The following is a 25,318-nucleotide window of genomic DNA, read 5'->3' as shown; positions in this document are numbered from 1 at the left end:
TCAGCGGATCGCCAGCGCCACGGCCAGCCCCATCCACAGCGCGAAGCCGACCCAGTTGTTGTTGCGGAAGGCGTTGAGGCAAGGGATGCGCTCGCGGCCGCGGATCAGCCACTGCTGCCACACCATCAGTCCGCTGGCGGCGACGACGCCCAGCCAGTACGGCCAGGCCAGCTGCGCGCGGTGGCCGACCATGACCATCGCCAGCAGAAAGGTCGCCATCAGGATCGCGACGATCACGCGGTCGAGTTCGCCGAACAGAATCGCGGTGGATTTGGCACCGACCTTCAGGTCGTCCTCGCGGTCTACCATTGCGTACTCGGTGTCGTACATTGTCGACCACACCACGTTGGCCAGGAACAGCAGCCAGGCCAGCGGCGGCACGTGGTTGGCGACGGCGGCGAAGGCCATCGGGATCGACCAGCCGAAGGCCGCGCCCAGCACCACCTGCGGCAGGTGCGTGTAGCGCTTGGTGAACGGGTAGATCGCCGCCAGCGCCGCGCCGCCGAAGGACAGCTTGATGGTCAGCGGGTTGGTCAGCAGCACCAGGCCGAAGGCGACCAGCAGCAGCACGAAAAACACGGTCAGCGCGCGCTTCGGCGTGATGCGTCCGGCGGCGATGGGTCGCTCGCGTGTGCGCTGCACCTGCGCATCCAGCTTGCGGTCGGCATAGTCGTTGATGGCGCAGCCGGCCGAACGCATCACGAACACGCCGAGGGTAAAGATCAGCCACGGCTTCCACGGCGGGAAATCCATCGCCGCCAGCCACAGCGCCCACCAGCAGGCCCAAAGCAGCAGCAGTGCACCGACTGGGCGGTCCATGCGCGTCAGCACCAGCATGTCGTAGGTCGGCGCACGCCAGCGCTCGGGAAGGCACTTGAGCAGCCAGCCCAACACCTGGCCGGCGCGCTGCGAGCTGTCTTCGGTGCGTTGGACGCTGGTGCGCGCACGCGGCGGGACGCGCGGCGGCGGACGGCGGCGGGGAGCGGGGCGTGGCGGACGATTCATGCGCGCAAGTGTAGCCGCGCGTTGCGCGGCATTCGAGCGGGTTCTGTCACGAGCCGGTCAAGCGTTCCGTGCTAGCGTCGAGGTACGACTCACGGAACGAGCAGACCCATGCCACGACACCTCGATCACATCGCGCTGATGGTGCGCGATCCGATGCGCACCGCCACCTGGCTCGGGACCCTGTTCGACGATGCGCGGGTCACGCCGGGCGAAGGCGACCATGACACGCACGTGCATCTGGGCGGCGTCTGTCTGGCGCTGGTGGCGGGCGAGCCGCCGGCGAAGACCAACGGCGACCACATCGCCTTCGCGGTCGACGCGGACGAGTTGGCGTCGTGTGCGCAGCGGCTGAAGACGCAGGGGCGCTGCGTGCAGCTCGCTCGTGGCGAGACGGCGTTGTACTTCACCGACGACGACAATCACGTGTTCGAGCTGGATGTCGTGGCCGAGGCCAGATAGATACGGCGCGTCCGCGTCACGCCGCGTGCGATTCAGGCGACTCGCTGCGGTGCTCGACTTGCAGCACGTCGACCAGCTTGCGGGTCTGGTTGAGAATCTGCGTCAGCCTTGCGGCGTCGCCGTGGACGGTCAGGGTCAGGCGCGAGACGGCCGGGTCGCGGGTGGCGGCCACGTGCAGACTGTCGATGTTGTGGCCGCGCGCCGAGAACAGCCCGGCCACGCGAACCAGCGCGCCGACTTCGTTCTGCAACAGGATCGAGAGCGTGTGTTTCATGGTGTTCTCCGTCGGAAGGCTTCCGTCAGAACATGGCGGTGACCGACGGCGCGTTGTCGCCGTCCGCGTCGCGCGAGGGAATGAAGTCGCCGGTGATCATCTGCGCGTAGCGCGCGCCGGGGCCGATCATCGGGTAGACGCCGGCATCCGGGTCGATCATCACTTCAAGAAAGGCGGGGCCGTCGAAGGCGAGGAAGTCGGCGACAGTGGCGGCCAGTGCGCGCGGGTCGTCCAACCGTTTGGCCCATGTGAAGCCGTCGGCCTGCACGGCCTGGACGAAGTCCTTGCGGTGCAGGCTCTTGTCCGAGGCCATGAAGCGGCCGCGATAGAACAGCTTCTGCCACTGCCGCACCATGCCGTCGCCGCAGTTGTTGAGCACCACGATCTTCACCGGCAGGCCGTAGGTGGTGACGGTTTCCAGCTCGCCCAGGTTCATGCGGATGCTGGCGTCGCCGTCGATGTCGATGACCAGCGCGTCAGGCCGCGCGCACTGCGCGCCGATAGCGGCGGGCAGGCCGAAGCCCATCGTGCCCATCGAACCGGAGGTCAGCCAGTGGCGCGGTTCGCGGAAGTGCAGGTACTGCGCCGCCCACATCTGGTGCTGGCCGACGCCGGTGGTGATGATGGCGCGGCCCTGCGTGTGGCGGTTGATTTCCTCGAGCACGGCGTAGGGCTGGATCAGCGCGTGGTCGCGGTCGTAGTTCATCGCGTGGCGCGATTTCAGCGCGGCGACGTGCGCGTGCCAGTCGTTGACATCGAGCTGCACATCGTGTGCTCGACCCCATACGGTCAGTTGTTCGAGCATTGGCGTCAGGTCGCCGACGTGGTGCCAGTCGACGGGTTTGACCTTGTCGATCTCGGCCGGGTCGATGTCGATCTGGGCGAGGAACTTCGCGCCCGGGGCGAAGGCGTCGGGCACGCCGGCGACGCGGTCGTCGAAGCGCGCGCCGAGCGCCAGCAGCAGGTCGCAGTCCTCGACCGCGTAGTTGGCGTAGGCGGTGCCGTGCATGCCCAGCATGTGCAGTGCCAGCGGGTCGGTGGTGTCGATGCCGCCGATGCCCATCAGCGTGGTGACCACGGGCACGCCGAAGGCTTCGACGAAGGCGCGCAGCGCGCGCGCGGCCTCGCCGGCGATGATGCCGCCGCCGGCGTAGATCAGCGGCCGCCTGGATGCCTTGAGCGCGTCGAAGAAGGCGCGGCAGGCGTCGTCGTCGAGTCCGCCGGTGGCGCTGGTGGCGATGCGCGCGCGGTAGCCGGGCAGCGGCAGCTCGCCGTCGCCACGGAAGGTCAGCGCGGCGTTCTGCACATCCTTGGGAATGTCGACGACGACCGGCCCCGGCCGCCCGCTGCGCGCCAGCGTGAACGCGGTGCGCAGCGTGGCCTCCAGACGGTCCGGATCGGTGACCAGGAACACGTGCTTGGCGCAGGCGCTCATGATGTTGGTGATCGGCGCTTCCTGAAACGCGTCGCTGCCGATGGCGGCGGTGCCGACCTGGCCGCAGATCACCACCAGCGGAATCGAGTCGGCCATGCAGTCGCGCACCGGCGTCACCGTGTTGGTTGCACCCGGTCCCGAGGTGACGATGGCGACGCCGACCTTGCCCGAGGCGCGTGCGTAGCCGGCGGCCATGAAGCCCGCGCCCTGCTCGTTGGCCGGCACCACCAGCGGCAAGGGTTCCTTGCCATCGGTGTCGGCGTGCTCGGCGTTGTGGCGGAAGATGGCGTCGTACACCGGCAGGATGGCGCCGCCGGAATAGCCGAACAGCACGTCCACGCCCTCGCCGGCGAGCACCTGCACGACGATGTCGGCGCCGGTCGTGGCGGGCGTGGAAGCGGGTTGTTCGGCGGGCAAAGCGGAAGCGTTCACTGCAAATTCCCTGGATCTTCGAAACCAAGGGCCGGCCTCCGCGCGGGAAGCCGGCCCGCGCATCAGCCGGCTTTCTTCATCGGTTCGCCGGTGGCGGTCGCGGCCTGCTTGTCCTTGTGCAGCCAGGCCATGCGCGCGCGCAGCTGCGCGCCGACCTTCTCGATCGGATGCTCCAGATCGGCCTGCTTGAACTTTTTGTAGTTGGGCAGACCCGCGTCGTATTCGGCCGTCCATTCGCGGGCGAAGGTGCCATCCTGGATCTCGGTCAGGACCTGCTTCATGCGCGCCTTGGTGGCCTCGTCGACGATGCGCGGGCCGCGCGTGTAATCGCCGTACTGCGCGGTCTCGGACACGAATTGCAGCATCTTCGCCAGGCCGCCCTCGTAGAACAGGTCGACGATCAGCTTCAGCTCGTGCATCACCTCGTAGTAGGCGATCTCCGGCTGGTAGCCGGCTTCGGTCAGGGTCTCGAAACCCTTCAGCACCAGCTCGCTGGCGCCGCCGCACAGCACCGCCTGTTCGCCGAACAGGTCGGTTTCGGTCTCTTCCTTGAAGTCGGTCTGGATGAGCATGGCGCGCGCGCCGCCGATGCCGGCCGCGTAGGCGCGCGCCTTGGCTTCGGCCTGGCCGGTGGCGTCCTGCGCCACGGCGACCAGGCAGGGCACGCCGCGGCCGCGCTGGTATTCGCTACGCACCAGCGCGCCGGGGCCCTTGGGCGCGACCAGGTTCACGTCGATGTCCTCGCGCGGTGTGATCTGGCCAAAATGCACGTTGAAGCCGTGCGCGAACAGCAGCGCCGCGCCGGGCTTGATGTGCGGCGCGATGGCTTCCTCGTACAGCTTCGGCTGGGTCATGTCCGGCGTCAGCACGGCGACGAGGTCGGCGTCCTTGACCGCGTCGGCGGGCGTGGCGACCTTCAGGCCGTCGTCCTGCGCGCGCTGCCAGGACGGACCGCCCTCGCGCGCGCCGACGATCACGTCGAGGCCGGATTCATGCAGGTTCAGCGCGTGCGCGCGGCCCTGGCTGCCGTAGCCGAGGACGGCGATGCGGGCGTCTTTCAGAAGGTCGGTGGTGGCGGTGCTCATGGTGTTCTCCAGTGAAGTGCGGATCGATGCGGGGTCGTCGGGTTTCAGGCGGATGTGCGCCAGCGGTAGGGCGTGGAGCCGTTGGTGACGGCGCCCACCGAGGCTGAGCCGACCAGCTGCGCGTACTTGGCCAGTGCGCCGCGGGTGACTTTCGGCGGCGGGGCGTTCCAGCTTTCGCGGCGGGCGTCGAGGTCGGCGTCGGTGCTGAGCGTGCGGGCCTCGCTATCGATGACGATGCGGTCGCCGTCGCGCAGCAGGGCGATGGGTCCGCCGCGTGCGGCCTCGGGCGCGACGTGGCCGACCATGAAGCCGCGCGTGGCGCCGGAAAAGCGGCCGTCGGTCATCAGCGCGACATCGTTGCCGAGGCCACGGCCGATCAGCGCGGCGGTGACGCCAAGCATCTCGCGCATGCCCGGGCCGCCGGCCGGTCCCTCGTTGCGAATGACGAGGAAGTCGCCCTTTTGGATGCGATCGTTCTGCACCGCGGCGAAGGCGTCTTCCTCGCTCTCGAACACGCGCGCGGTGCCGGTAAAGCCGCCCTGGCCGAGGCCGGCCAGCTTCAGGATGCAGCCCTGCGGCGCGAGGTTTCCGTACAGGATCGCGTAGCCGCCGCGCGGCTTGATCGGCGCGTCGACCGAATGCACCAGGTCATGCGCGACCTGCGCCGGCGGGGCGTCGTCGAGCTCGGCGAACAGGCTGCGGCCGGTGACGGTCGGCGTGTCGACCAGCATGCCGGCGCGGCGCAGTTCGTTGGCGATGGCGGCGACGCCGCCGGCCTCGAACATCTCCACCGCGCTGTAGCGACCGGCCGGCATCAGGTCGGCGATCACCGGGGTCTGCTCGGAGGCGGCGTTGAAGTCCTCCAGATCCAGTTGCACGCCGGCTTCGTGCGCGATCGCCAGCAGGTGCAGCGCGGCGTTGGTGGAACCGGCGGTGGCGGCGACCAGGCGCGCGGCGTTGATGAAGGCTTCGCGCGTCATCAGCTGGCGCGGCGTGCGCGATTGCGCCAGGCACGCCATTGCCAGTGCGCCGCAGCGGCGCGCGACGTCCGGCTTGTCCGCGTGCGTGGCCGGCACGTCGTTGAAACCGACCGGCGACAAGCCCAGCGTGGTCAGGATCATCGCCATGGTGTTGGCGGTGTACTGGCCGCCGCAGGCGCCGGCGCCGGGACAGGCGCGGGTCTCGACCTGCTTCAGCTCGGCGTTGGACATCTTGCCCGCACCGTGCGCGCCGACCGCCTCGAACACGTCTTGCACGGTGATCGACTTGCCGCCCAGTGTGCCGTGGCCGATGCTGCCGCCGTACAGCGCCACGCCCGGAATATCCAGGCGCGCCAGCGCCATCGCGGCGGCGGGAATGGTCTTGTCGCAGCCGCACAGCACCACCATGGCGTCGAGGCAGTGGCCGTTGACGGCCAGTTCGATGGAGTCGGTGATGACCTCGCGGCTGACCAGCGAGGCGCGCATGCCCGGCGTGCCCATCGCCATGCCGTCGGTGACGGCGATGGTGTTGAACTCGATCGGCGTGCCGCCGGCGGCGCGGATGCCGTCGGCGACGTCGTTGGCCAGGTCGCGCAGGTTGAGGTTGCACGGGCTGACGTTGGACCAGGTGTGCACCACGGCGACCAGCGGCTTGCCGATGGCGTCGTCGTCCAGGCCGGTGGCGCGCATCATCGCGCGCGCCGGGGCGCGGTCTGGGCCTTTCTTCATGGTGTCGCTTCGCATGCGCCGCCCCTCAGCCACAGGCCCGCATGCCGGCGAGAAACGCCGGCCTGCAGTCCTCGTCCAGATCCAGTGCGGCGATCACCGCGTCGCGCACTTGCGTGGTGCTGGCGGTGCCGCCGAGGTCGCGCGTCCACGGACCGTGCGCGACCACATGCTCGACCGCGGCCTCGATCACGGCGGCTTCGGCTTCCAGCCCCAGCGCATGGCGCAACAGCAGCGCGGCGCTGGCAATGGCGCCGAGTGGATTGGCGGCGTTGCGCCCGGCGATATCCGGGGCCGAGCCGTGGATCGGCTCGTACAGGCCGCCATGGCTATCGCCCAGCGAGGCCGAGGGCAGCAGACCCAGCGAGCCGGCCAGCGCGGCGGCCTCGTCGGTGAGGATGTCGCCGAACAGGTTCTCGGTGACGATGACGTCGTAGCGCGACGGCTGGGTCAGCATCAGCATCGCCATCGAGTCGACCAGCTGGTGCTCCAGATGCACTTCCGGGTAGTCGCGCGCGACCTGCTCGGCGGTGTGCCGCCACAGGCGCGAGGTCTCCAGCACGTTGGCCTTGTCCACCGAGGTCAGGCGGCGGCCGCGCTGGCTGGCCAGCTCGAAGCCGCGGCGCAGCACGCGCTCGATCTCGGTCACGGTGTACGCGCATTCGTCGGTGGCGCGGTCCCTGTCGCGGGTCTTGGCGCCGAAGTAGGCGCCGCCGGTGAGTTCGCGCACGACCACGAAATCGACGTCCTTCAGACGCTCGGTCTTCAGCGGCGAGCGCTCGGCCAGGCGCGGATGCACCTTCAGCGGCCGCAGGTTGGCGAACACGCCGAGCGCCGCGCGCAGCGCCAGCAGGCCCTGCTCGGGACGCACCTTGGCGTTCGGGTCCGACCACTTCGGACCGCCGACCGCGCCCAGCAGCACCGCGTCGGCGGCCAGGCAGGCGTCGCGGGTGGCGTCGGGCAGCGGCGCGCCGGTGGCGTCGATGGCGGCGCCGCCGATGGCGTGCTCGCTGAAGCGGAAATCGTGGCCGTGATGGGCGGCGACGTGCTTGAGCACATCGACGGCGGCGGCGGTGACCTCGGGGCCGATGCCGTCGCCGGGGAGGGTGACGAGATGAGCGTGCATGTTTAGATCCTGGAGATGGGAAGTGAGTGATGAGGCGTGAGAACTGAGAAAAGCGAGGGGCATGGGCTAGGGTGGAAGTGGCCTTGCTCACTTCTCACTCCTCGCCCCTCACTTCTGAACACCCTCATGCGGCCTGCTCCACGCGTTGTTCGTAGGCGTCGATGGCGTCGGCGTGCTGACGGATGAAACCGAGCTGATCCACGCCCTGCAGCAGGCAGTGGCGGGCGAAGCCGTCCAGCTCGAAGGCGAAGCGGCCGCCATCAGGCAGTTCGATGAAGCTGCCGGCGACGTCGATGGACAGTTCCACGCCGGGGTGGTCCAGCAGCCAACGGTGTTCGGCTTCGCTGACCACCACCGCGAGCAGGCCGTTCTTCAGCGCGTTGGAGCGGAAGATGTCGGCGATCTCGCTGGACAGCACCGCCTGGATGCCGAAATCCAGCAGCGCCCAGGGCGCGTGCTCGCGCGAGGAGCCGCAGCCGAAGTTGCGGCCGGCGACGAGGATGCGGCAGCCGCGCGCTTCGGGTCGGTTGAGTTCGAAGTCTGGGTCGTCGCTGCCGTCGGCGCGGTAGCGCCAGTCCTCGAAGGCGTGCCGGCCCAGGCCGGTGCGCTCGGTGGTGGTGAGGAAGCGCGCCGGGATGATGCGGTCGGTGTCGATGTTGGCGTGCGCCAGCACGGCGGTGCGCGAGCGGATGCGGGTCAAAGGCTTCATGTGGCGTCTCCGGGATAGCAAGCGAGGAGTGAGTGGATAGGACTGAGAAGTGAGGAAAGGCCGAGCCGCGGCTGGCTCTGCTCACTTCTCATTCCTCGCTCTTCACTTCTGGCCTTCATGCCGCTTGCTCCTCGTTCATCAGCGTGCGTGGATCGGCGATGCGACCGGCCACGGCGGAAGCGGCGGCGGTGGCCGGACTGGCCAGCACCGTGCGCGCGCCCTTGCCCTGGCGGCCCTCGAAGTTGCGGTTGGAGGTCGACACCACCAGCTGGCCGGGCTGGGCCAGGTCGCCGTTCATGGCGATGCACATCGAACAGCCGGGCACGCGCCATTCCGCGCCGGCAGCAGTGAAGACTTCGTGCAGGCCCTCGGCCTCGGCGGCGCGACGCACCGATTCGGAGCCGGGCACCACCAGCATGCGCACGCCCTCGGCGACGCTGCGCCCGCGCAGCACCTCGGCGGCGGCGCGCAGGTCGGGCAGGCGCGAGTTGGTGCAGCTGCCGACGAACACCACGTCGACCGGCATGCCGGCCATCGCCTTGCCCGCGCGGACCTGCATGTACTCCAGCGCGCGGGCTTCCTGGGCGTTGGCGGCGGCGGGCACGGGCGCGTCCATCGCCGCGGCCATGCCCGGATGGGTGCCGTAGGTGACGGTCGGGCACACGGTGGCGGCGTCGATGCGCACTTCGCGGTCGTAGCGTGCGCCGTCGTCGCTCTTGAGCGTCTGCCAGTGCGCGACGGCGCGGTTCCAGGCGTCCCCCTGCGGCGCGCGCGGGCGGTTCTTCAGCCAGTCGAAGGTGGTTTGGTCGGGGGCGATCATGCCGGCGCGCGCGCCGGCCTCGATGGCCATGTTGCACACCGTCATGCGTTCTTCCATCGACAGCGCCTCGATGGCCGGGCCGCGGAATTCCAGCACATGGCCGGTGCCGCCGCCGACGCCGATCGTGGCGATCACGTGCAGCACCAGGTCCTTGGCCGAGACGTCGGCCGGCAGGGCGTTGTCGACATGGATGGCGAAGGTCTTCGGCTTGCGTTGCAGCAGGCATTGCGTGGCCAGCACGTGGCCGACCTCGGTGGTGCCGATGCCGAAGGCCAGCGCGCCGAACGCGCCGTGCGTGGCGGTGTGGCTGTCGCCGCAGACGATGGTCATGCCCGGTTGCGTCGCGCCCAGTTCCGGGCCGATCACGTGGACGATGCCGCGCGCGTCGCTGTCCCAGCCGTGCAGCTCGACGCCGAATGCGGCGCAGTTGCTTTCCAGCGTGCGCACCTGTGCCTCGGCCTGCGGCGTCACGTAGGGGCGCGTGCCGTCGGCGGCCGCGGGCAGGGTCGGCGTGGAATGGTCCAGCGTCGCCAGGGTGCGATCGGGACGGCGCACGCGCAGCTCGCGGCGGCGCAGTTCATCGAAGGCCTGCGGCGAGGTGACTTCATGCACCAGGTGCAGGTCGATGTAGAGCACGGCTGGCGCATCGGCTTTTTCGGCGACGACCTGGTGGGTGTCCCAGACTTTTTCGAACAGGGTGCGTGGGGTGGTCATGCGGAGGCCTCCATCGAATCCGGCGCTTCTCGGACAGTGCGGCCATGGGCGGCCGCTTCTCGCTCTTCGCGGTCATGGATGACCGCGGAGGCAAACCCCGGATGCTCGGAGTTACTCGTAAGGCTTGCCGAAACCGGTTCGTCCAGCCCGGTCAGCCAACCCCAACGATCCTCGGTGCGACCATCGAACAGGCCGAAGAAGGCGTCCTGCAGCGCGCGCGTGATCGGACCGACGCCGCCGCGACCGACGGGCGCGCCGTCGACCGAGCGCACCGGGGTGATCTCGGCGGCGGTGCCGCACAGGAAGATCTCGTCGGCGTACAGCAACGCCTCGCGCGGCAGTGCGCGCTCGACGAAGGGGATGCCCAGCTCGCCGGCCAGCGCGATGACGCTGTCGCGGGTGATGCCGACCAACACGCCGGCGCTGGTCGGCGGCGTGACCAGTTCGCCGTTCAGCACCAGGAACAGGTTCTCGCCCGCGCCTTCGCTAAGCAGGCCGTCGCAGCCCAGGGCGATGCCCTCGGCGTAGCCGCCGCGGCGCGCTTCGAGTGCGATCAGCTGGCTGTTGAGGTAGTTGCCGCCGGCCTTGGCCCAACTGGGAAAGGTGTTCGGCGCGGCGCGGTTCCAGCTGCTCACGCACACGTCCGCGCCCTGCTCGCGCGCGTCGCCGTGGTAGCTGCCCCACGGCAGCGCGAGCACGGCGACGTCGACCACGTCATCCTTGGGCAGGATGCCCAGGCCGCCCGCGCCGCGGAACACCACCGGACGCACGTAGGCACAGTCCATGCCGTTGGCGCGCACGACCTCGCGGCAGGCATTGTCGATCTCGTCCGGCGTGTAGCCGATGTCGATGCCGTACACGCGTGCCGAGGCGAACAGGCGGCGAGTGTGGTCGGCCAGGCGGAAGAAGCGCGGGCCGTCGGGGGTGGCGTAGACGCGCTCGCCCTCGAACACCGAGGAACCGTAGTGCAGCGCGTGCGCGCTGACATGCACCGTGGCCTCGTGCCAGGGCTTCAGCGCGCCGTTCTGCCAGATCAGGGTGGAGTCGCTCATGGGGTCCTCGCGGGGCTGTGCGTGGGGGTGACGGGGGTGGAAAGGCGGCGCGGCGTCATGCGTGGGCCGCCTCGGCGACGGACGTCTTGCGGGCCTGACGTGCGTGGTCGCGGGCGATGGCGTTGGCCACATCCAGCGCGGCCAGCGCGGCGGCCTCGACGATGTCGGTGGACCAGCCGTGACCGCGCCACTGGCGTTGCTCGCGGTCGACCACGAGCACGGCCTGGCCCTGTGCGTCGCCGCCTTCGCTGGCGGAGAGGATGCGGAAGTCGGTCAGCGGAAGCGCTTCGCCGGTGGCGCGCTCGACCGCGCGCACCACGGCGTCGACCGGGCCGTCGCCGATGGCCGCTTCGCTGACTTCATGGCCATCGTCGTGGCGCAGTTTCAGCGAGGCCGAAGCACCGCCGCGCAGATGCGAGGCCGCATGCAGCTGCTCGATGCGCCACGGGCCGGGCTGGTCCGGATCGCGGCCCAGCGCCAGCGCTTCCAGGTCGCCGTCGTGGATCTCGCGCTTGCGGTCGGCGAGTTGTTTGAAGGCGTCGAAGATGGCGCCGAGGCGGGTTTCGTCGGGCGTGTAGCCCAGCTCCTCCAGCCGCTGACGCAATGCGTGGCGGCCCGAATGCTTGCCCAGCACCAGCCGCGTGGGCGGCACGCCGACGTCCTCGGCGCGCATGATCTCGTAGGTGCCGCGATGCTTGAGCATGCCGTGCTGGTGGATGCCCGATTCGTGCGCGAAGGCGTTCTCGCCGACTACGGCCTTGTTGCGCGGAAGCGCCTGGCCGGTCAGCCGCGACAGCAGGCGCGAAGTCGGATACAGACGGCGTGCATCGATGCGCGTGTCGACGGCGTAGTGCGGCGCTCGCACGCGCAGCGCCATGACGATTTCCTCCAGCGCGGCGTTGCCGGCGCGCTCGCCGATGCCGTTGATGGTGCACTCGACCTGGCGCGCGCCGGCGCCAATGGCGGCCAGGCTGTTGGCGACGGCCAGGCCCAGATCGTCGTGGCAGTGCGCGGAGAACACCGCGCGCTCGGCGCCGCGCACATGCGCGCGCAGCCAGGTGAACAGTTCGGCGACCTCGGTCGGCGTGGTGTAGCCGACGGTGTCCGGCGCGTTCAGCGTCACCGCGCCGGCGTCGAGCACGGCGGAAAAGATCTCGGCGAGGAAGTCGTGCTCGGTGCGCAGCGCGTCCTCGGCGGAGAACTCGACGTCGTCGCACAGCGCGCGGGCGCGGCGCACGGCGTCGACGGCGGTATCGATCACCTGCTGCTTGCTCATGCCCAGCTTGTGCTCGCGGTGCAGCGGGCTGGTCGACAGGAACAGGTGGATGCGCGCGGACTTCGCCTGTTCCAGTGCGCGCGCGGTGGTCTCGATGTCGCCGGGCAGGCAGCGCGACAGGCCGCACACGGTGCTGTGCCGGAGCGCGCCGGCAATCTGCGCCACGGCGGCGAAGTCGTCGGGCGAGGCCTGCGGGAAGCCGGCCTCGATCACGTCCACGCCCAGCTCTTCCAGCGCGTGCGCCAGGCGCATCTTCTGCGCGCGGTTCATGGAGAAACCAGGCGCCTGCTCGCCGTCGCGCAGGGTGGTGTCGAAAACGCGTACATGATCGTCGACGGCAACGGAGTCGTCGTCGGTGGCGCGTGGCGATGTGTGATTCTGTTGATTCATCCGAGGCTCCGCTGGGCGGGCCAAGGGCAACAAAAAACCCCGCATCCGTTTCCGGGTGCGGGGTTTTTGACTGTGTCCGTGTTGCGCTAATCGTGGACGCGTGCCCTTAACCCGCACCTCCGCTGGTAATAATGACTACGACTAGGATTAGGGCTAGCTCGATGCGCACGAGCGCGACGTCACGCAGTGACGACAGCAGCGCGCGGACCGGGGCAAAGCCGGTCGGGGCGTTTTCGTGCTGGCGCGTGTGCTGCGACATGTCTACCGAACCTACGCAGGGTTTTCGGCGCTGTCAACGAAAAGTGCGTGTAGATGGATGGACGTCCATATGGCTAGATTGCATATGCGTGGTGAGAGCGTGATGTGGTGCGGATCATCATGGTGTGGCGTTAAGTCACCCAGCGACTTCTGCGGGAACACCCTCATACTCTGTTCGGCCAGCAGACACCGCTTGTCCACGTTGTGTCATCGACCGCCATCGAGCAAAACCGCGCGCAGCGCATCGTCGCCCGCCGTCAACGGTTCGGCATGGGCAGCGCGACGCAGCAGATGGTCCAGGGTGGAAGGCACCGGCACGGAACGACCGATCAGCGGCTCGATCACGCCTTCGAACTTGGCCGGGTGCGCGGTGGCCACGGCGACGCGCAGGCGCGTCGGGTCCACATCGCGAAGCTGTGCGAGCACATGCAGTGCGGTTGCGGTGTGCGGGCACACGATGAGATCGTGCGCATCAGCGAACGTGCGCACGGTGTTGCGGATGGTGGCATCGTCGACGCTCTGCGCGGTGAAGCGCGCGCGCAGGGTTTCGTCGTCGAACATCCAGCGCAGGCGTTCGGCGTTGCTTGGTGCGCCGACGTCCATCGCATTGGCGAGCGTGGCGACGCTGGCGCGCGGCGCATAGTCCGCGCCGGCGAGGAAGTCGGGCAGCACCGCGTTGGCGTTGCAAGCGAGGTGCATGTCGCCGATGGGCAGGCCCATCGCGCGCGCCCAGACGCAGGCCAGCGCGTTGCCGAGGTTGCCGGTTGGCACCACGAAGTCGGGGGCGATGCCGTACTCGGCATGCAGGCGCAGCGCGGCCTGCGCGTAGTAGCTCATCTGCGGCAGCAGGCGGCCCAGGCTGATGCTGTTGGCCGAACTCAGCGGTGTGCGTGCTTGCAGATCCGTGTCGCCGAGGGCGGTCTTCACCATGCGCTGGCAGTCATCGAAGCTGCCGGCGACGCGGAAGGCGTGCACGTTGTCGCCGAAGCAGCCGAGCTGGTGTGCCTGGCGCGGCGACACGCGACCGTCCGGATACAGGATGACGACGCGAAAGCCCGGCAGGCGATGGAAGGCCGCGCCCACGGCCGCCCCGGTATCGCCGGAAGTGGCGACCAGAATGGTCAGCGGCGGATCGTCCGGCGCACGCAGCCGGCGCATGCAGGCGGCGAGGAAACGCGCGCCGATGTCCTTGAACGCAGCGGTCGGGCCGTGAAACAGCTCCAGCAGGTAGGTGTCATTCCACGGCAGCGGGCGCAGCGGCGTGTCGAACGACAGCGCCTCCTGGCAGATCGCGTCGAGGTGCGCGGCCAGCGGGTCGCCCGCGAACCATGGGCGCAACAGCCAGGCGGCGATATCGGCCAGCGCGGCGTCAGGCGCGATCGCGTCGAGGTCCGCGCGCGGGAACGCGGCGGGGACGTACAGGCCCCCGTCCGGCGCCAGTCCGGCGGCGATGGCGGCGCTCAGGCCGACGGCGGGCACGTCGCCGCGAGTGCTCAGGATGCGCATGATTCGAGCCGTGCGGCGGGGCCGTTGATCGGCGCGACGAAGCGGTCGCTGTCCAGACCGTGATCGGCGAAGGCGCGAGCCATGGCGACGGCGGCGGCTTCGGCTTCGGCGCGTCGCTCGAACCAGCCGAACACGCTGGGGCCGGCGCCGGAAATGCTGGCGCCGAGCGCGCCGTGATCCAGCGCGGCGCGCTTCACCGCATCGAAGCCGGGAATCAGCGGTGCGCGGCGCGGTTCGACCAGCACGTCGCGCAGGCCGTCGCGCACCAGGCCGGCGTCGCCGCGCTGGCAGCCGGTCAGCACCAGCGCCAGGTGCGCGCTCTGGGCGACGAACTCGCCGATGGCGTAGGCTCCGGACAGCGCTTCGCGCGCGCGGCGCGTCTCCACCACGACGTGCGGATGCACCAGCGCGCAATGCCAGGCGTCGGGCACGTCCAGGCGGATCAGGTGTTGCTCGGTGGTCAGCACCAGCCCGCCGAGCAGCATGCCGCCGACGTTGTCGCCGTGACGGCCGCCGCTGGCCACGGCCTCGCCGTCGAGCGCGAACGGGTACAGGGCCTCGCGTGACAGCGGTTCATCCAGTAGCGCGTTGGCGGCGACCAGCGCCGCCACGCACGAAGATGCGGAGCCGCCCATGCCCGAGCCGAGCGCGATGCCCTTATGCAGATGCACGGCGAAGCCGAACGGCAGGTCCAGTGCTTCGCGCAGGGCGATCAGGGCCTGGCCGGCGGTGTTGGCGGCGGCTTCGCGCGGCAGGTCGGTGACGCAGCCGTCGATGCCGTCGATGCGCACGAGCGGCGCGTCGATGCGGCGCACGCGGGCGCGGTCGCCGGCGCCGTCCAGGCTGTGGCCGAGGATGTCGAAGCCGATGCCGATGTTGCCGACGCTGGCGGGCGCCCAGGCGCAGGCTTCGTGTCGAATGTCCGCGTTCATGCGCGCGCCTCCGCGGCCACGCGCAGCAGATCGGTGAACACGCCGCCGGCGGTGACGTCGGGGCCGGCGCCGGGCCCCTGCACGCGCAGTGGCGTGTCGGCGTAGCGGCGGGTGTGGAATTGCACGATGTTGTCGGCGCCGCGTGCCTGCGCGAAGCCGTGTTCCGCGGGTAGCGCAACCAGACCGACGCGCGCGCGGCCGTCCGCATCAAGGCGGCCGATGTGCCGCAGCACCGCGCCCTCGGCGGTGGCCTTGGCGTGCAGCGCCGCCATGGGGGCGTCCAGCAGGTGCAGGTGATTCATGAAGTGCTCGCGATCGACGTGGCGCAGAGAGTCCGGCACCAGAGACTGCACCGAGACGTCGTCGAGGGAAAGCCCGCGACCGCTTTCGCGCGCCAGGATCACCAGCTTGCGCGCCACGTCGAGACCGTCCAGGTCGGCGCGCGGATCGGGTTCGGTGTAGCCCAGTTCATGGGCTTGGCGCACCAGCTCGGAGAACGGACGCTGGCCGTCGTAGGCGTAGCAAAGCCAGGCCAGGGTGCCGGATAGCATGCCTTCCAGCGCGATCAGTTCGTCGCCGGTGTCGAGCAGGTCGCGCAGGGTTTGCACCACCGGCAGGCCAGCGCCGACCGTGGCCTCGTAACGCAGCTGCACGCGCTGTGTGCGGGCCAGGTTCTGCAACGCGCGCCAGTGCGGCAGCGGTCCGCTGGGCGCGAGCTTGTTCGGGGTGACCACATGCAGGCCGGCGGCGAGCCAGTCGGCGTAGCGCGCGGCGACGGCCTCGCTGGCGCTGCAGTCGACGATCACCGCGCCCGGCGCGCCGTGCAGGCAGGCCGCGACATCGTCGAGGCTGGACGGTCGCCAGATCTGCGCGCCGCCGAGGCGCGCGTTCAGCGCGTCGTCGTCGCTGTCCAGCCACATGCGCCGGCTGTCGGCGACCACGCGCAAATGCAGATCGATGTGCTGTTCGCGGCGCAGACGCTCGCGCGCCGCGCGCAATTGCTCCAGCAGCGCGCTGCCGACGCGGCCGGGTCCGACCACGCCCACGGTCAGCCGTCGCAGCGCGGGCGTCGGCGCGGCCGTCGGCGGTTGCAGGCCGTCGGGGTCCAGTTGCGATGCGTGCATGTTCACGGTGTTGCCTCCCTGAGAGGCCCGTGTCCTGCATCGTCGGGGGTCGCGTCACGGCCCCGTCCGGTGCGGGGCGGGCCGTTTGCGTGATGGAATCAGTCGCGCACGAACACCTGCCCCGGGCCGGTGGTACCGGTACCGGTGGTCGTAATGGTCGTGGTCGTGGTGCGCGCCGCCGCCGCGCTTCGGCCGGAAGCCGAAGGATCGAGGAATCGATGCGGGCGCGCGTCAATGTGCATGACTCGAACCTAATCCTGCGCGCGTATGCCGGTCAATGAAGCAAATGGCATAAGCGGGATGCCGTCGCCGGTTTTTGCGCCGATGGCGGCGGCACCGAGGCCGCGCCGCCGCATGCGGGCGGCGCGGTATGGCGATCAATGCGGGTCGAGGTCGATGGCGTAGGTGGCCAGGCCGTTGCCGTCGTCGTGCAGTTTGCGCACGGCGCCGACGTGGTCGCCGCGGGTGACGTTCAGCGCGTCGGTCGGAGCGATGATCGTCACCGGGCCCTTCGTCTTCAGCGGCGCGAACTGCCACGGGCGCGGGCCGAAGTCGGCGCGGGTGACGTGCGGATGGGCGCGAATCCACTGCACCAGGATTTCGCGGTTGGCGTCAGGTGCGTCGAGCACGGTGGCGTGGCCGTCCAGGCCGGGGAAATGACCGCCGCCGCTGGCGCGGTAGTTGTTGGTGGCGACGATGAAGGTCTGGTCGGCGCGCACCGGCTTGCCGTTGAAGGTCAGGTCGCGGATACGCTGGCCGACCGGCTGGCTGACGTCGATCCGGTAGTGTACGCCGCCCTGAATCTGGTCGAAGTTGTAGCCGGTGTAGTTCGGGTTGATGAGTGCCTGCGGTGCGCTCTGGCTCGGGTCGATGCGCCGGAAGCGCTGGGCGGAGTGTTCCAGCCAGGCCTTCAGGCCGGCGCCGTCGACGCGCACCGCGGCCAGGGTGTTCGGGTAGTAGTACAGATCGGCCGCGCTGCGCAGGGTCAGCGCGCCCGGCGGCACGTCGGTGTAGTCGTCCGGACCGCCGAAGCCGGTGCGGAAGGCGGCGGCGGCGGACAGCACGGGCACGCCTTTCAGGTCCGGGCGGTTCTCGGCGATCCAGTGCTTCACGTAATCGCGCTGCGCGGCGTTGACGATGCTCAGCGCGCTGACGTTGCCGAGGTCGGCGAACACGCTGGTCATGCGGAAGTCAGTGTGGCCGATGGGCGTGTTGACGTAGGCCACGGTGGCCTTCTGCACTGCGGCCACGCGCGGCGCGATGTGCGAGTCGGCGGGGACGCAGTCGGTCTTGCCGGTGCAGATCGGCAGCACCTGGCTGCGTGCGGCGGCGCGGTCGGACACCCAGCGGCCGTCCTTGCGCACCAGCTTCAGGTGGATCACGCCGAGGTCCTTGCCGAAGAAACCGCCCATCACCGCCGGCATGCCATGCACGGTGCCGCGTTCGGCGTCGACGCCGGGCATGCCCTTGAAGTGCGGGCCGGGGAAGGCTTGGTGCTGATGGCCGAGCAGCAGGGCGTCGATGGCCGGCACGTCCTTGGCCAGGTACCAGCCGGCGTTCTCCATCTTCGGCGTGTACGGACTGTCGTCGAGGCCGCCGTGGACCAGGGCGACGATCAGGTCGGGATGCTGTGCTTGCAGCTGCGGCAGGTACTTGCGCGCGGCATCGACCACGCCCATCACCGTGACCTTGCCTTTCAGATGACGCTTGTCCCACTGCATGATCGGCGGCGGCGCGAAGCCCAGCACGCCGATGCGCAGCGGTACGCGAATGGTCTTGCCGTCGGGTGTGGTGGCGGTGACGGTCTTCTCGATCACGCGCCAGGGGCGGTAGATCGGCTGGCCGTTTTCGGTGCTGAACACGTTGGACAGCACCAGCGGGAAGTGCGGGCCGGCGCAGCGGCGGTTCTTCACGCCGGCCACGTGCATGCGCTGGTCGGTGACCTGGGCCAGGAACGGCAGGCCGTAGTTGAACTCGTGGTTGCCGATGGTGCCGGCGGCGTAGCCGAGCGTGTCCATGGCGCGGTAGATCGCCAGTTCACGGTCGCACGGCAGCGGATGCGCCAGCGCCTGGTAATCGGCCAGCACCGAGCCCTGGATGGTGTCGCCATCGTCGAACAGCAGCGTGTTCGGATACTTCGCGCGGGCGCGGCGGATCAGCGTCGCGGTGCGCTCCAGACCGACGTGCGGGTCCGCCGTCAGCTTGTAATAGTCGTAGCTCAGGATGTGGCTGTGCAGGTCGGTGGTTTCCAGCAGCGTCACGCGCGCGGTGGTGCCGGCGGGCACGGTGGCGGCGAACGCGGCGGTGGCGAGGCACAGGCCGGTCAGCAGGCTCAGCCAGGAGAGGGTGATGCGGCGCAGGGACATGATGGGGCGCAAGTCGATGGAAGACGGCCCATCACAGCATCGGAATGTTTCGCTCGCAAGTCACGACGCGGAAGGCGACCGCCCGTGAGCGCTCGGCGCGGAACAAACGATCGTTTCACCGCGTATGCGCTTTGGTTATGATCCATGCGTGGCGCGTTCCGGGGGGAGCGCATCGCGATCCGACGTCGGCGACCACGATCCGTCGGCGGCGCGTTTCCATCTTGGGGAGGACATTCGATGAGGCATTCGCATTCCGGCGCGCGGGCGTCACGGATGGCGCGTCGTGCGCTGACGATGGCGGTGGGACTGGCGCTGTTGCTGCCGACGGGCGCGGCCTTGGCGGGCCACGCGCCGGCGCCGCAGACCACGAACAATGGCCCGGCTTCGGCCGCGTCTGCCTCGGAGACGCCGCAGGCGGTGAATCTGCACAGCATCACCGTCACCGCGCAGAAGCGCGAGCAGCAGGTCACCGACGTGCCGATCGCGATGTCGGCGTACTCGGGCACGTTCCTCAAGGACATGAACATCCAGAACGCGCAGGATCTCAGCGACTACGTGCCCGGCTTCAACGCCGAGCTGCAGAGTCCGAACACGCCCGGCTACCAGATCCGCGGCCTGACCTCGGACGACACCGCCGCGACGCAGACCTCGCGCGTGTCGATCTTCCAGGACGGCGTCGACATCAGCCGCCTGCAGGGCTCCAACGTGGCGATGTTCGACATGCAGCGCATCGAGGTGCTGCGCGGTCCGCAGGGCACGCTGTTCGGCCGCGGCGCGGAGAGCGGCGCGATCTCGCTGATCGAGAACAAGCCGGTCGACGCGACCCGGGCCGGTTACGATCTGAGCATCGGCAACTACCAGGCGATGCGGTTCAGCGGCTTCGCCAATGTGCCGCTGAGCGACCGGGTCTACGGTCGCCTGGCGGTCTACAGCGCCTCGCACGAAGGCTATTACGAGAACCTCAGCGGTGGCCGGTTGAACGGTCAGAACACCATCGCGGTGCGGCCGAGTCTGCTGTTCAAGGTGGGCGACGACAGCAGCATCACGCTGATCGGCAACGTCCAGCGCGATACGCCGCCCGGCACCGATTTCCACAGCCGCCTGATCCCGAACCGCTACGGTTCGACCGACGTGTGGGGTCCGGCCGATCTCAACCGCGGCAAGCAGCTGGGCATCGACCGCCGGCTCGGTGGCCTGACCATGCTCGGCGACTTCCGCCTCAACGACGATTGGCGCCTGACCAGCATTACCGGCTACCGCCACGTGGATTCGGCCGAGAAGCTGGACGCCGACGGTTCGCCGTTCAATCTGGTCGAGATCAACACGCATGTGCGCTCGCACCAGTTCAGCCAGGAATTCCGCTTCAACTACGACGCCGGCGGGGCGCTGACAGCGTTCGGCGGCCTGAGCTACTTCCAGGACGACGCGCTGGAACACGTCACTATCCACTTCGACGAGAGCCAGTTCTTCCCGTATGTCATCGTCAACGGCCTGTCGCGCTTCTTCCCGTCCGGCTACGTGCCGGGCGCGCTGCTGGGGCAGCCGACGGACCTGCCGGTGCCCTACGTGCAGCAGTTGCTGAACCAGCAGCTGGCGGCGTATCCGTCGATCAACCCGGTGGCTTCGCTGCTGTACAGCATGCCGGTGCCGTTCAATACCGATATGAGCGAGGGCTATGCCGACAGCAGCAACACACGCGCGCTGGACGCGTTCGCCGACGGCACCTGGCACGTCACCGACCGCTTCGATCTGACCGCCGGCGTGCGCGTCTCGCGTGAGCGCATCCGTTCCGGCTATCAGGTCTACAACACGCCGGTGCCGGGCACGCTGGGTTTTCTCGGTCTCAACAACGGCTTCATGCCGGTGACGCCGAACGACCTGTTCGCGCCCACCGACGGCAAGGTGACCGGGCAGGGCACGTTCACCAGCGTGGTCGGGCGTCTGGTCGGCGCGTGGCGGATCGGCGATCACGTCAACGCCTACGCCAGCGTCGCGCGCGGGCGCAAGCCGAACGTGATCCAGGTCAGCGCCGACGGCAGCGAGACGTTGCCGCCGGAGATCCTGCTCAGCGCCGAGGCCGGCGTGAAGGGCGATGCGGCCAACGGCCGTTTCCTGTACGACGTGGCCGTGTACCGCTACCGCTACAGCGACTTCCAGAGCACCATCTACCAGGACGCGCGCTACATCGTGCGCAACGCCGGCCGCGCCAACGCGCACGGTCTGGAGATGTCGCTGCAGGGCAAGCTCAGCGACCACGCCAGCCTGCTGTTCAACTACAACTACATCCACGCGCGCTTCGCCAACACCGACAAGAACGGCAACCCGCAGCAGTGGGCCGGCAACCGGTTGCGCCTGACGCCGGACAACTCGGCCTCGCTGGCCCTGCTGTGGGACATCCCGATGGACGGCGGTCGCGGGTTATACGTGCGTCCGAGCTACAACTGGAAGTCGGCGGTCTACTTCGAGGACGACAACAATCCCGATTACTACCAGAAGGCCTACGGTCTGCTGAACCTGCGTCTGGGCATGACCTTCGATCACGGTGCCTGGGACGTGGGCGTATGGGGTCGCAACCTGACCGGAGAGAAATATCTGCTCGACGCCGGCAACACCGGCGCGACGTTCGGGCTGCCGACGTACATTCCGGGTGCGCCGCGGACGTACGGCATCAGCCTGTCCGGCCGCTTCTGAGCCGGTGATGGCGCGAGGACGATGGCTGATCGTACCGGCGGTCGTCGCGGCGATCGTCGGCGCACTGCTGGGCGAGCGCGGCCTGTGGCTGTACCAGGCCGCCAAGCCGCTGGCCACGTTGCTGATCCTGGTCGGCGCGTGGTCGGTGTCGACGGCGCTGTCGTCGTGCTACCGCACAGCGATCGTCGTCGGGTTGGCGTGGTGTCTGCTTGGCGACATCTGCCTGCTGCCGCCCTGGAACGCTTTCCTGCCCGGATTGGGTTGTTTCCTGATCGCGCATCTGACGTTCCTGGTCGCCTTCGCGCAGGGCGTGCGGCGGCCGGCATGGTGGCCGGCGACGCTGCTCTGTCTGGCGCTCGGCGCGACGGTCGTCGCCGCGTTGTGGCCGGATCTGCCTTCGACGCTGCGCGCGCCGGTGTCGGCCTACGTCGCCGTGATCGGCGTCATGGCGGGGCAGGCGATCGGGCGGGCGTGGCGCTGGCGTGGGCAGGGTGCGAAGGCTCGCGGTGCGCGCTTCGCCGCCGCTGGTGCGGCGCTGTTCCTGCTCAGCGATACACTGTTGGCATGGGATCGCTTTCACGCCCCGTTGCCGCTGGCGTCGTTGTGGATTCTCGGCACCTACTACGCCGCTATCGCCTGCATCGCGCATTCGGTGCGTCTGCCGTCCGTTGCGTCGGCGGACATGCGCGGCGTGGAGGGCTGACATGAATACCGCCGCCGTCATCATGCTGTATGCGATTCCCGGCTTCTTCCTGCTGATGGCGGTCGAAGTGGCCGTGGCCGCCTGGCGCGGACACAAACGCTATCGCCTCAACGATGCCATCAACAGCATCGGGCTGGGCATCCTCTCGCAGCTGACCGGCGTGTTCACCAAGACGCTGACCATCGGTATCTACGCCTGGTGCGCGACGCGCCTGGCGCTGTTCGAGCTGCCTGCCGACAGCGTGTGGGTGTGGGCTGGCGCATTGCTGGGCTACGACTTCTGCTACTACTGGCTGCACCGTATGGGGCATGAGGTCAACGTGCTGTGGGCCGCGCACGTGGTGCATCATCAGAGCGAGTGCTACAACCTCAGCACCGCGCTGCGTCAGACCAGCAGCGGTGCGCTGTTCGGTTGGCTGTTCTATCTGCCGTTGGCGGTACTGGGCGTGCCGTTGGAAGTGTTCGCCGTGGTGGCGCTGATCGATCTGCTGTACCAGTACTGGATTCACACCGAGGAGATCGGCCGGCTGGGCTGGTTCGACTACGTGTTCGCCTCGCCGTCGAATCATCGCGTGCATCACGCCGTCAACGACCGCTACGTGGACCGTAATTACGGCGGCATCCTGATTCTGTGGGACCGTCTGTTCGGCACTTTCCAGCCGGAGCGGGCCGACGATCCGCCGCAGTACGGCACGCGTTCACCGCTGCGCAGCTGGAATCCGCTGTGGGCCAACGCCGAGGTGTACTGGGCGACGTGGCTCGATGCCGTGCATGCGCGCCGTTGGCGCGACCGGCTGCAGGTCTGGCTGCGCCGGCCGGGCTGGCGACCGGCCGATGTCGCGGCGCGGTATCCGAAGCCGGCGTTCGCGCTGGGACGGCCGATCTACGATCCACCGATGTCCGCGGCGTTGAAGGTCTACGGTGCGCTGCAATTCCTGTTGTTGCTGGGCATGGCGCTGCAGTTCCTGATGACGCAGGCGCAGCTGAGCACACCGACGCTGCTGGCATATTTTGCCTACATGGCGTTGTCGTTGATGTTGCTGGGCGGGGTGCTGGAAGGGCGCGCCTGGGCGCGTGGTCTGGAAGGCGCGCGGCTGGTGGGCAGTGCGGTGCTGGCGTTGATATCGGCCAGCTGGTTCGGTGCGTCGCTGCCCGCTTGGGCGCGCGGCGGCGTGCTGGTTTTGGCCGGGGTCAGCGTCTGCTTGCTCTGGTGGGTGCATCGTGGCCGAAGCACCTCGTCCCTATCGGCGGTGTAGACGGCCGTTCGCAGCTTTTTCGGCGGTTTTTCTGGACGTTAGACGACTGGTTTCTGGTTCTTCCGCTCAGCAAGCGGAATTTCTTTCTGGTATGTTTGTGCACTGTTGTGCAACAAAAGCGGCCTGAAAGACATGTTGGGTCGCGTTGCGTGAACAATGGGTGTGCAACCCTCTTCGGATCGAGTGCGGTGCCGGCTCGGTCCGAGTCATGTAGCGGTGCCGCGACGCGCAGTGTCGGGCACGGCGAGGGCACATTTGCGCACTGGGGAATGCGCCGAGGGCGCGACAAGGCACCGTGGTTCCGCGTGGCGTGAGGCCGAAGGCCCGCTACATCACATTCCGTATCCACATCCATCTCACTCCAAGGGGTAATGCATGGGATTCTGGTCCAAACTGATCCGACGCAAATCTGTCGAACAGTTGCAATCCGACGCCGGTGCCAGCACCGATTTCCGCCGCACCATGGGCGTGTGGCAGCTGACCGCCATCGGCATCGGCGCCATCGTCGGCGTGGGTGTGTTCGTGCTGGCGCCGCACGAGGCCGCGCTCAATGCCGGTCCGGCCGTGGTCATCAGCTTCCTGGTGGCTGGCATCGGCAGCGCCTGCGCGGCGCTGTCCTACGCCGAATTCGCCGGCATGATTCCGGTCACGGGCAGTGCCTACACCTACGGCTACGCCGTGCTGGGCGAGTTGCCCGCCTGGATCATCGGCTGGGACCTGCTGGTCGAGTACGCGCTGATCGTGGGCGTGGTCGCGGCGGGTACGTCGAACTACTTCCAGTCACTGATCGCCGACCTGACCGGTCTGCATCTGCCGATCTGGCTGCAGGGTGCCTACGATCCGGCGCATCCGGACAGCGGCAGGGTGGTGAACATCATCGCCGTGGCCGTGGCGCTGGGCATGGCCTGGATCCAGATCATGCGCACCGAGATCGGCGCGCGCCTGAACACCATTGTGGTGACCATGAAGGTGATCGGCGTGGCCATCGTCATCGTCGCCGGCGCCTTCTACGTGCACACCTCGAACTGGACTCCGTTCATTCCGCCGGAAGTGCATGACGCGGCGGCCAGCGGCGGTTCCCGCTACGGCTGGAACGGCGTGCTGGCGGCGGCCAGCATCGTGTTCTTCGCGGTATTCGGCTATGACACCCTGACCACGGCCGCCGAGGAAGCCAAGAATCCGCAACGCGATCTGCCGCTGGCGGTGGTCGCCTCGCTGGGCATCTCGATGCTGATGTATCTGGCCATCTCGCTGGTGCTGACCGGCATGGTGCCGTACAACGGCTGCGTCGATCCGAGCCAAGCCGCCGGCCACTGCAGCGAGATGATCCTGGCCAGCCAGGCGCCGGTGAGTGCGGTGTTCGCGGCGCGTGACCTGCACTGGATCAGCGCCATCATCGACATCGCCGCGGTCTGCGGCATCGCCAGCGTGGTGTTCGCCTTCATGCTGGGCGCAGCGCGCATCTGGTTCGCGCTGTCGCGTGACGGTCTGCTGCCGGGCTGGTTCGCCAAGAGCCATCCGAAGTACGGCACGCCGTATCGTCCGACCATGGTGCTGGGCGTCTTCACCGCGCTGGCGGCCGGCTTCCTGCCGATCCGCGAGCTGGCCGAGCTGGTCAACATCGGCACGTTGTCGGCGTTCATCCTGATCTGCGCCTCGGTGCTGATCCTGCGTATCCGCAGGCCGGAGCTGGAGCGCCGCTTCCGCACGCCGGCACTGTGGCTGCTGGCGCCGTTGGGCATCATTTTCTCGCTGTTCCTGATCATCGGCTGGCCGTGGTTCGAAAACGGCGAGTACCACCCGATCGGCGGTCTGGACATCGTCACGATCTGGCGTTTCGTGATCTGGATGGCGATCGGCCTGGTGATCTACCTGGCCTACGGCATGCGTCACAGCAAGGTCGAAGAGCAGAACCAGGGCAAGTAAGTCCCGGGAAACTGCGTGTTTCGCGCCCGCTGTCGCTTCGTGCGGCAGCGGGCGTTTTCGTTTGGGTCCGCCGT

Annotated in this window: 20 protein-coding genes; 5 read left to right on the top strand and 15 right to left on the bottom strand. The window is 68.8% G+C overall.

Going from position 1 to position 25,318, the window contains the following annotated elements:
* Positions 1-894 carry a 4-hydroxybenzoate octaprenyltransferase gene (ubiA, locus tag HF690_RS06905; RefSeq protein WP_425495905.1) on the bottom strand — a complete coding sequence of 298 codons (894 nt, stop codon included), beginning with the start codon at positions 892-894 and terminating at the stop codon, positions 1-3.
* A 219-nt stretch (positions 895-1,113) separates the two neighbouring features.
* On the opposite strand from ubiA, the gene HF690_RS06900 reads away from it, so the two are divergent.
* Positions 1,114-1,464: a VOC family protein gene (locus HF690_RS06900; protein WP_168608929.1), complete on the top strand. Its 351-nt coding sequence runs from the start codon at positions 1,114-1,116 to the stop codon at positions 1,462-1,464.
* Between the two features lie 16 nt (positions 1,465-1,480).
* On the opposite strand, the gene ilvN is transcribed toward HF690_RS06900, so the two are convergent.
* The 14 genes from ilvN to HF690_RS06830 all read right to left on the bottom strand — a co-directional run bounded on the left by ilvN (position 1,481) and on the right by HF690_RS06830 (position 18,669).
* Complete coding sequence (gene ilvN / locus HF690_RS06895; protein WP_168608928.1) at positions 1,481-1,738, bottom strand: acetolactate synthase small subunit; 258 nt, start codon at positions 1,736-1,738, stop codon at positions 1,481-1,483.
* Positions 1,739-1,763: 25 nt separating this feature from the next.
* Positions 1,764-3,605: a biosynthetic-type acetolactate synthase large subunit gene (gene ilvB, locus HF690_RS06890; RefSeq protein WP_338042885.1), complete on the bottom strand. Its 1,842-nt coding sequence runs from the start codon at positions 3,603-3,605 to the stop codon at positions 1,764-1,766.
* A gap of 62 nt (positions 3,606-3,667) precedes the next feature.
* Positions 3,668-4,690, bottom strand: a complete 1,023-nt coding sequence (gene ilvC / locus HF690_RS06885) for a ketol-acid reductoisomerase (RefSeq protein ID WP_168608926.1) — start codon at positions 4,688-4,690, stop codon at positions 3,668-3,670.
* Between the two features lie 44 nt (positions 4,691-4,734).
* Positions 4,735-6,414 carry a dihydroxy-acid dehydratase gene (ilvD, locus tag HF690_RS06880; RefSeq protein WP_168608925.1) on the bottom strand — a complete coding sequence of 560 codons (1,680 nt, stop codon included), beginning with the start codon at positions 6,412-6,414 and terminating at the stop codon, positions 4,735-4,737.
* 10 nt (positions 6,415-6,424) lie between these two features.
* Positions 6,425-7,522: a 3-isopropylmalate dehydrogenase gene (gene leuB / locus HF690_RS06875; protein ID WP_168608924.1), complete on the bottom strand. Its 1,098-nt coding sequence runs from the start codon at positions 7,520-7,522 to the stop codon at positions 6,425-6,427.
* A 124-nt stretch (positions 7,523-7,646) separates the two neighbouring features.
* A complete protein-coding gene (gene leuD / locus HF690_RS06870; protein ID WP_168608923.1) occupies positions 7,647-8,231 on the bottom strand; it encodes a 3-isopropylmalate dehydratase small subunit in 585 nt (194 codons plus the stop codon).
* 115 nt (positions 8,232-8,346) lie between these two features.
* Entirely contained in the window at positions 8,347-9,765 is a 1,419-nt protein-coding gene (gene leuC, locus HF690_RS06865) for a 3-isopropylmalate dehydratase large subunit (protein WP_168608922.1), read from the bottom strand.
* Positions 9,762-10,817: a branched-chain amino acid transaminase gene (locus HF690_RS06860; RefSeq protein WP_168608921.1), complete on the bottom strand. Its 1,056-nt coding sequence runs from the start codon at positions 10,815-10,817 to the stop codon at positions 9,762-9,764. The genes leuC and HF690_RS06860 overlap by 4 nt, the downstream gene beginning before the upstream one ends.
* A gap of 55 nt (positions 10,818-10,872) precedes the next feature.
* Entirely contained in the window at positions 10,873-12,483 is a 1,611-nt protein-coding gene (locus tag HF690_RS06855) for a 2-isopropylmalate synthase (protein WP_168608920.1), read from the bottom strand.
* Between the two features lie 465 nt (positions 12,484-12,948).
* Positions 12,949-14,247, bottom strand: coding sequence for a threonine synthase (gene thrC, locus HF690_RS06850; RefSeq protein WP_168608919.1), 1,299 nt, complete (start codon positions 14,245-14,247; stop codon positions 12,949-12,951).
* On the bottom strand, positions 14,235-15,179 hold the full coding sequence (locus HF690_RS06845) for a homoserine kinase (protein WP_168608918.1): 945 nt from the start codon (positions 15,177-15,179) through the stop codon (positions 14,235-14,237). Before HF690_RS06845 ends, thrC begins: the two co-directional genes overlap by 13 nt.
* On the bottom strand, positions 15,176-16,303 hold the full coding sequence (locus HF690_RS06840; RefSeq protein WP_168608976.1) for a homoserine dehydrogenase family protein: 1,128 nt from the start codon (positions 16,301-16,303) through the stop codon (positions 15,176-15,178). Before HF690_RS06840 ends, HF690_RS06845 begins: the two co-directional genes overlap by 4 nt.
* 98 nt (positions 16,304-16,401) lie before the next feature.
* Positions 16,402-16,545, bottom strand: coding sequence for a hypothetical protein (locus tag HF690_RS06835; RefSeq protein ID WP_168608917.1), 144 nt, complete (start codon positions 16,543-16,545; stop codon positions 16,402-16,404).
* Between the two features lie 135 nt (positions 16,546-16,680).
* On the bottom strand, positions 16,681-18,669 hold the full coding sequence (locus tag HF690_RS06830; protein ID WP_168608916.1) for a bifunctional 2',3'-cyclic-nucleotide 2'-phosphodiesterase/3'-nucleotidase: 1,989 nt from the start codon (positions 18,667-18,669) through the stop codon (positions 16,681-16,683).
* Between the two features lie 237 nt (positions 18,670-18,906).
* Here HF690_RS06830 and HF690_RS06825 point away from each other — a divergent pair, with 237 nt between their 5' ends.
* From HF690_RS06825 to HF690_RS06810, 4 genes are all read left to right on the top strand, one after another.
* Positions 18,907-21,360, top strand: a complete 2,454-nt coding sequence (locus HF690_RS06825; RefSeq protein WP_168608915.1) for a TonB-dependent receptor — start codon at positions 18,907-18,909, stop codon at positions 21,358-21,360.
* A gap of 7 nt (positions 21,361-21,367) precedes the next feature.
* Entirely contained in the window at positions 21,368-22,063 is a 696-nt protein-coding gene (locus HF690_RS06820) for a lysoplasmalogenase (protein ID WP_168608914.1), read from the top strand.
* Position 22,064: 1 nt separating this feature from the next.
* On the top strand, positions 22,065-23,318 hold the full coding sequence (locus HF690_RS06815) for a sterol desaturase family protein (protein WP_168608913.1): 1,254 nt from the start codon (positions 22,065-22,067) through the stop codon (positions 23,316-23,318).
* A 375-nt stretch (positions 23,319-23,693) separates the two neighbouring features.
* Positions 23,694-25,244, top strand: a complete 1,551-nt coding sequence (locus tag HF690_RS06810; RefSeq protein ID WP_168608912.1) for an amino acid permease — start codon at positions 23,694-23,696, stop codon at positions 25,242-25,244.
* Positions 25,245-25,318 lie beyond the last annotated feature (74 nt).

The organism is Oleiagrimonas citrea, from assembly GCF_012395255.1.
Classification (GTDB): Bacteria; Pseudomonadota; Gammaproteobacteria; order Xanthomonadales; family Rhodanobacteraceae; genus Oleiagrimonas; species Oleiagrimonas citrea.
The sequence above is the reverse complement of the archived record's forward strand: the minus strand, read 5'-3'. Positions and strand labels throughout refer to the sequence as shown.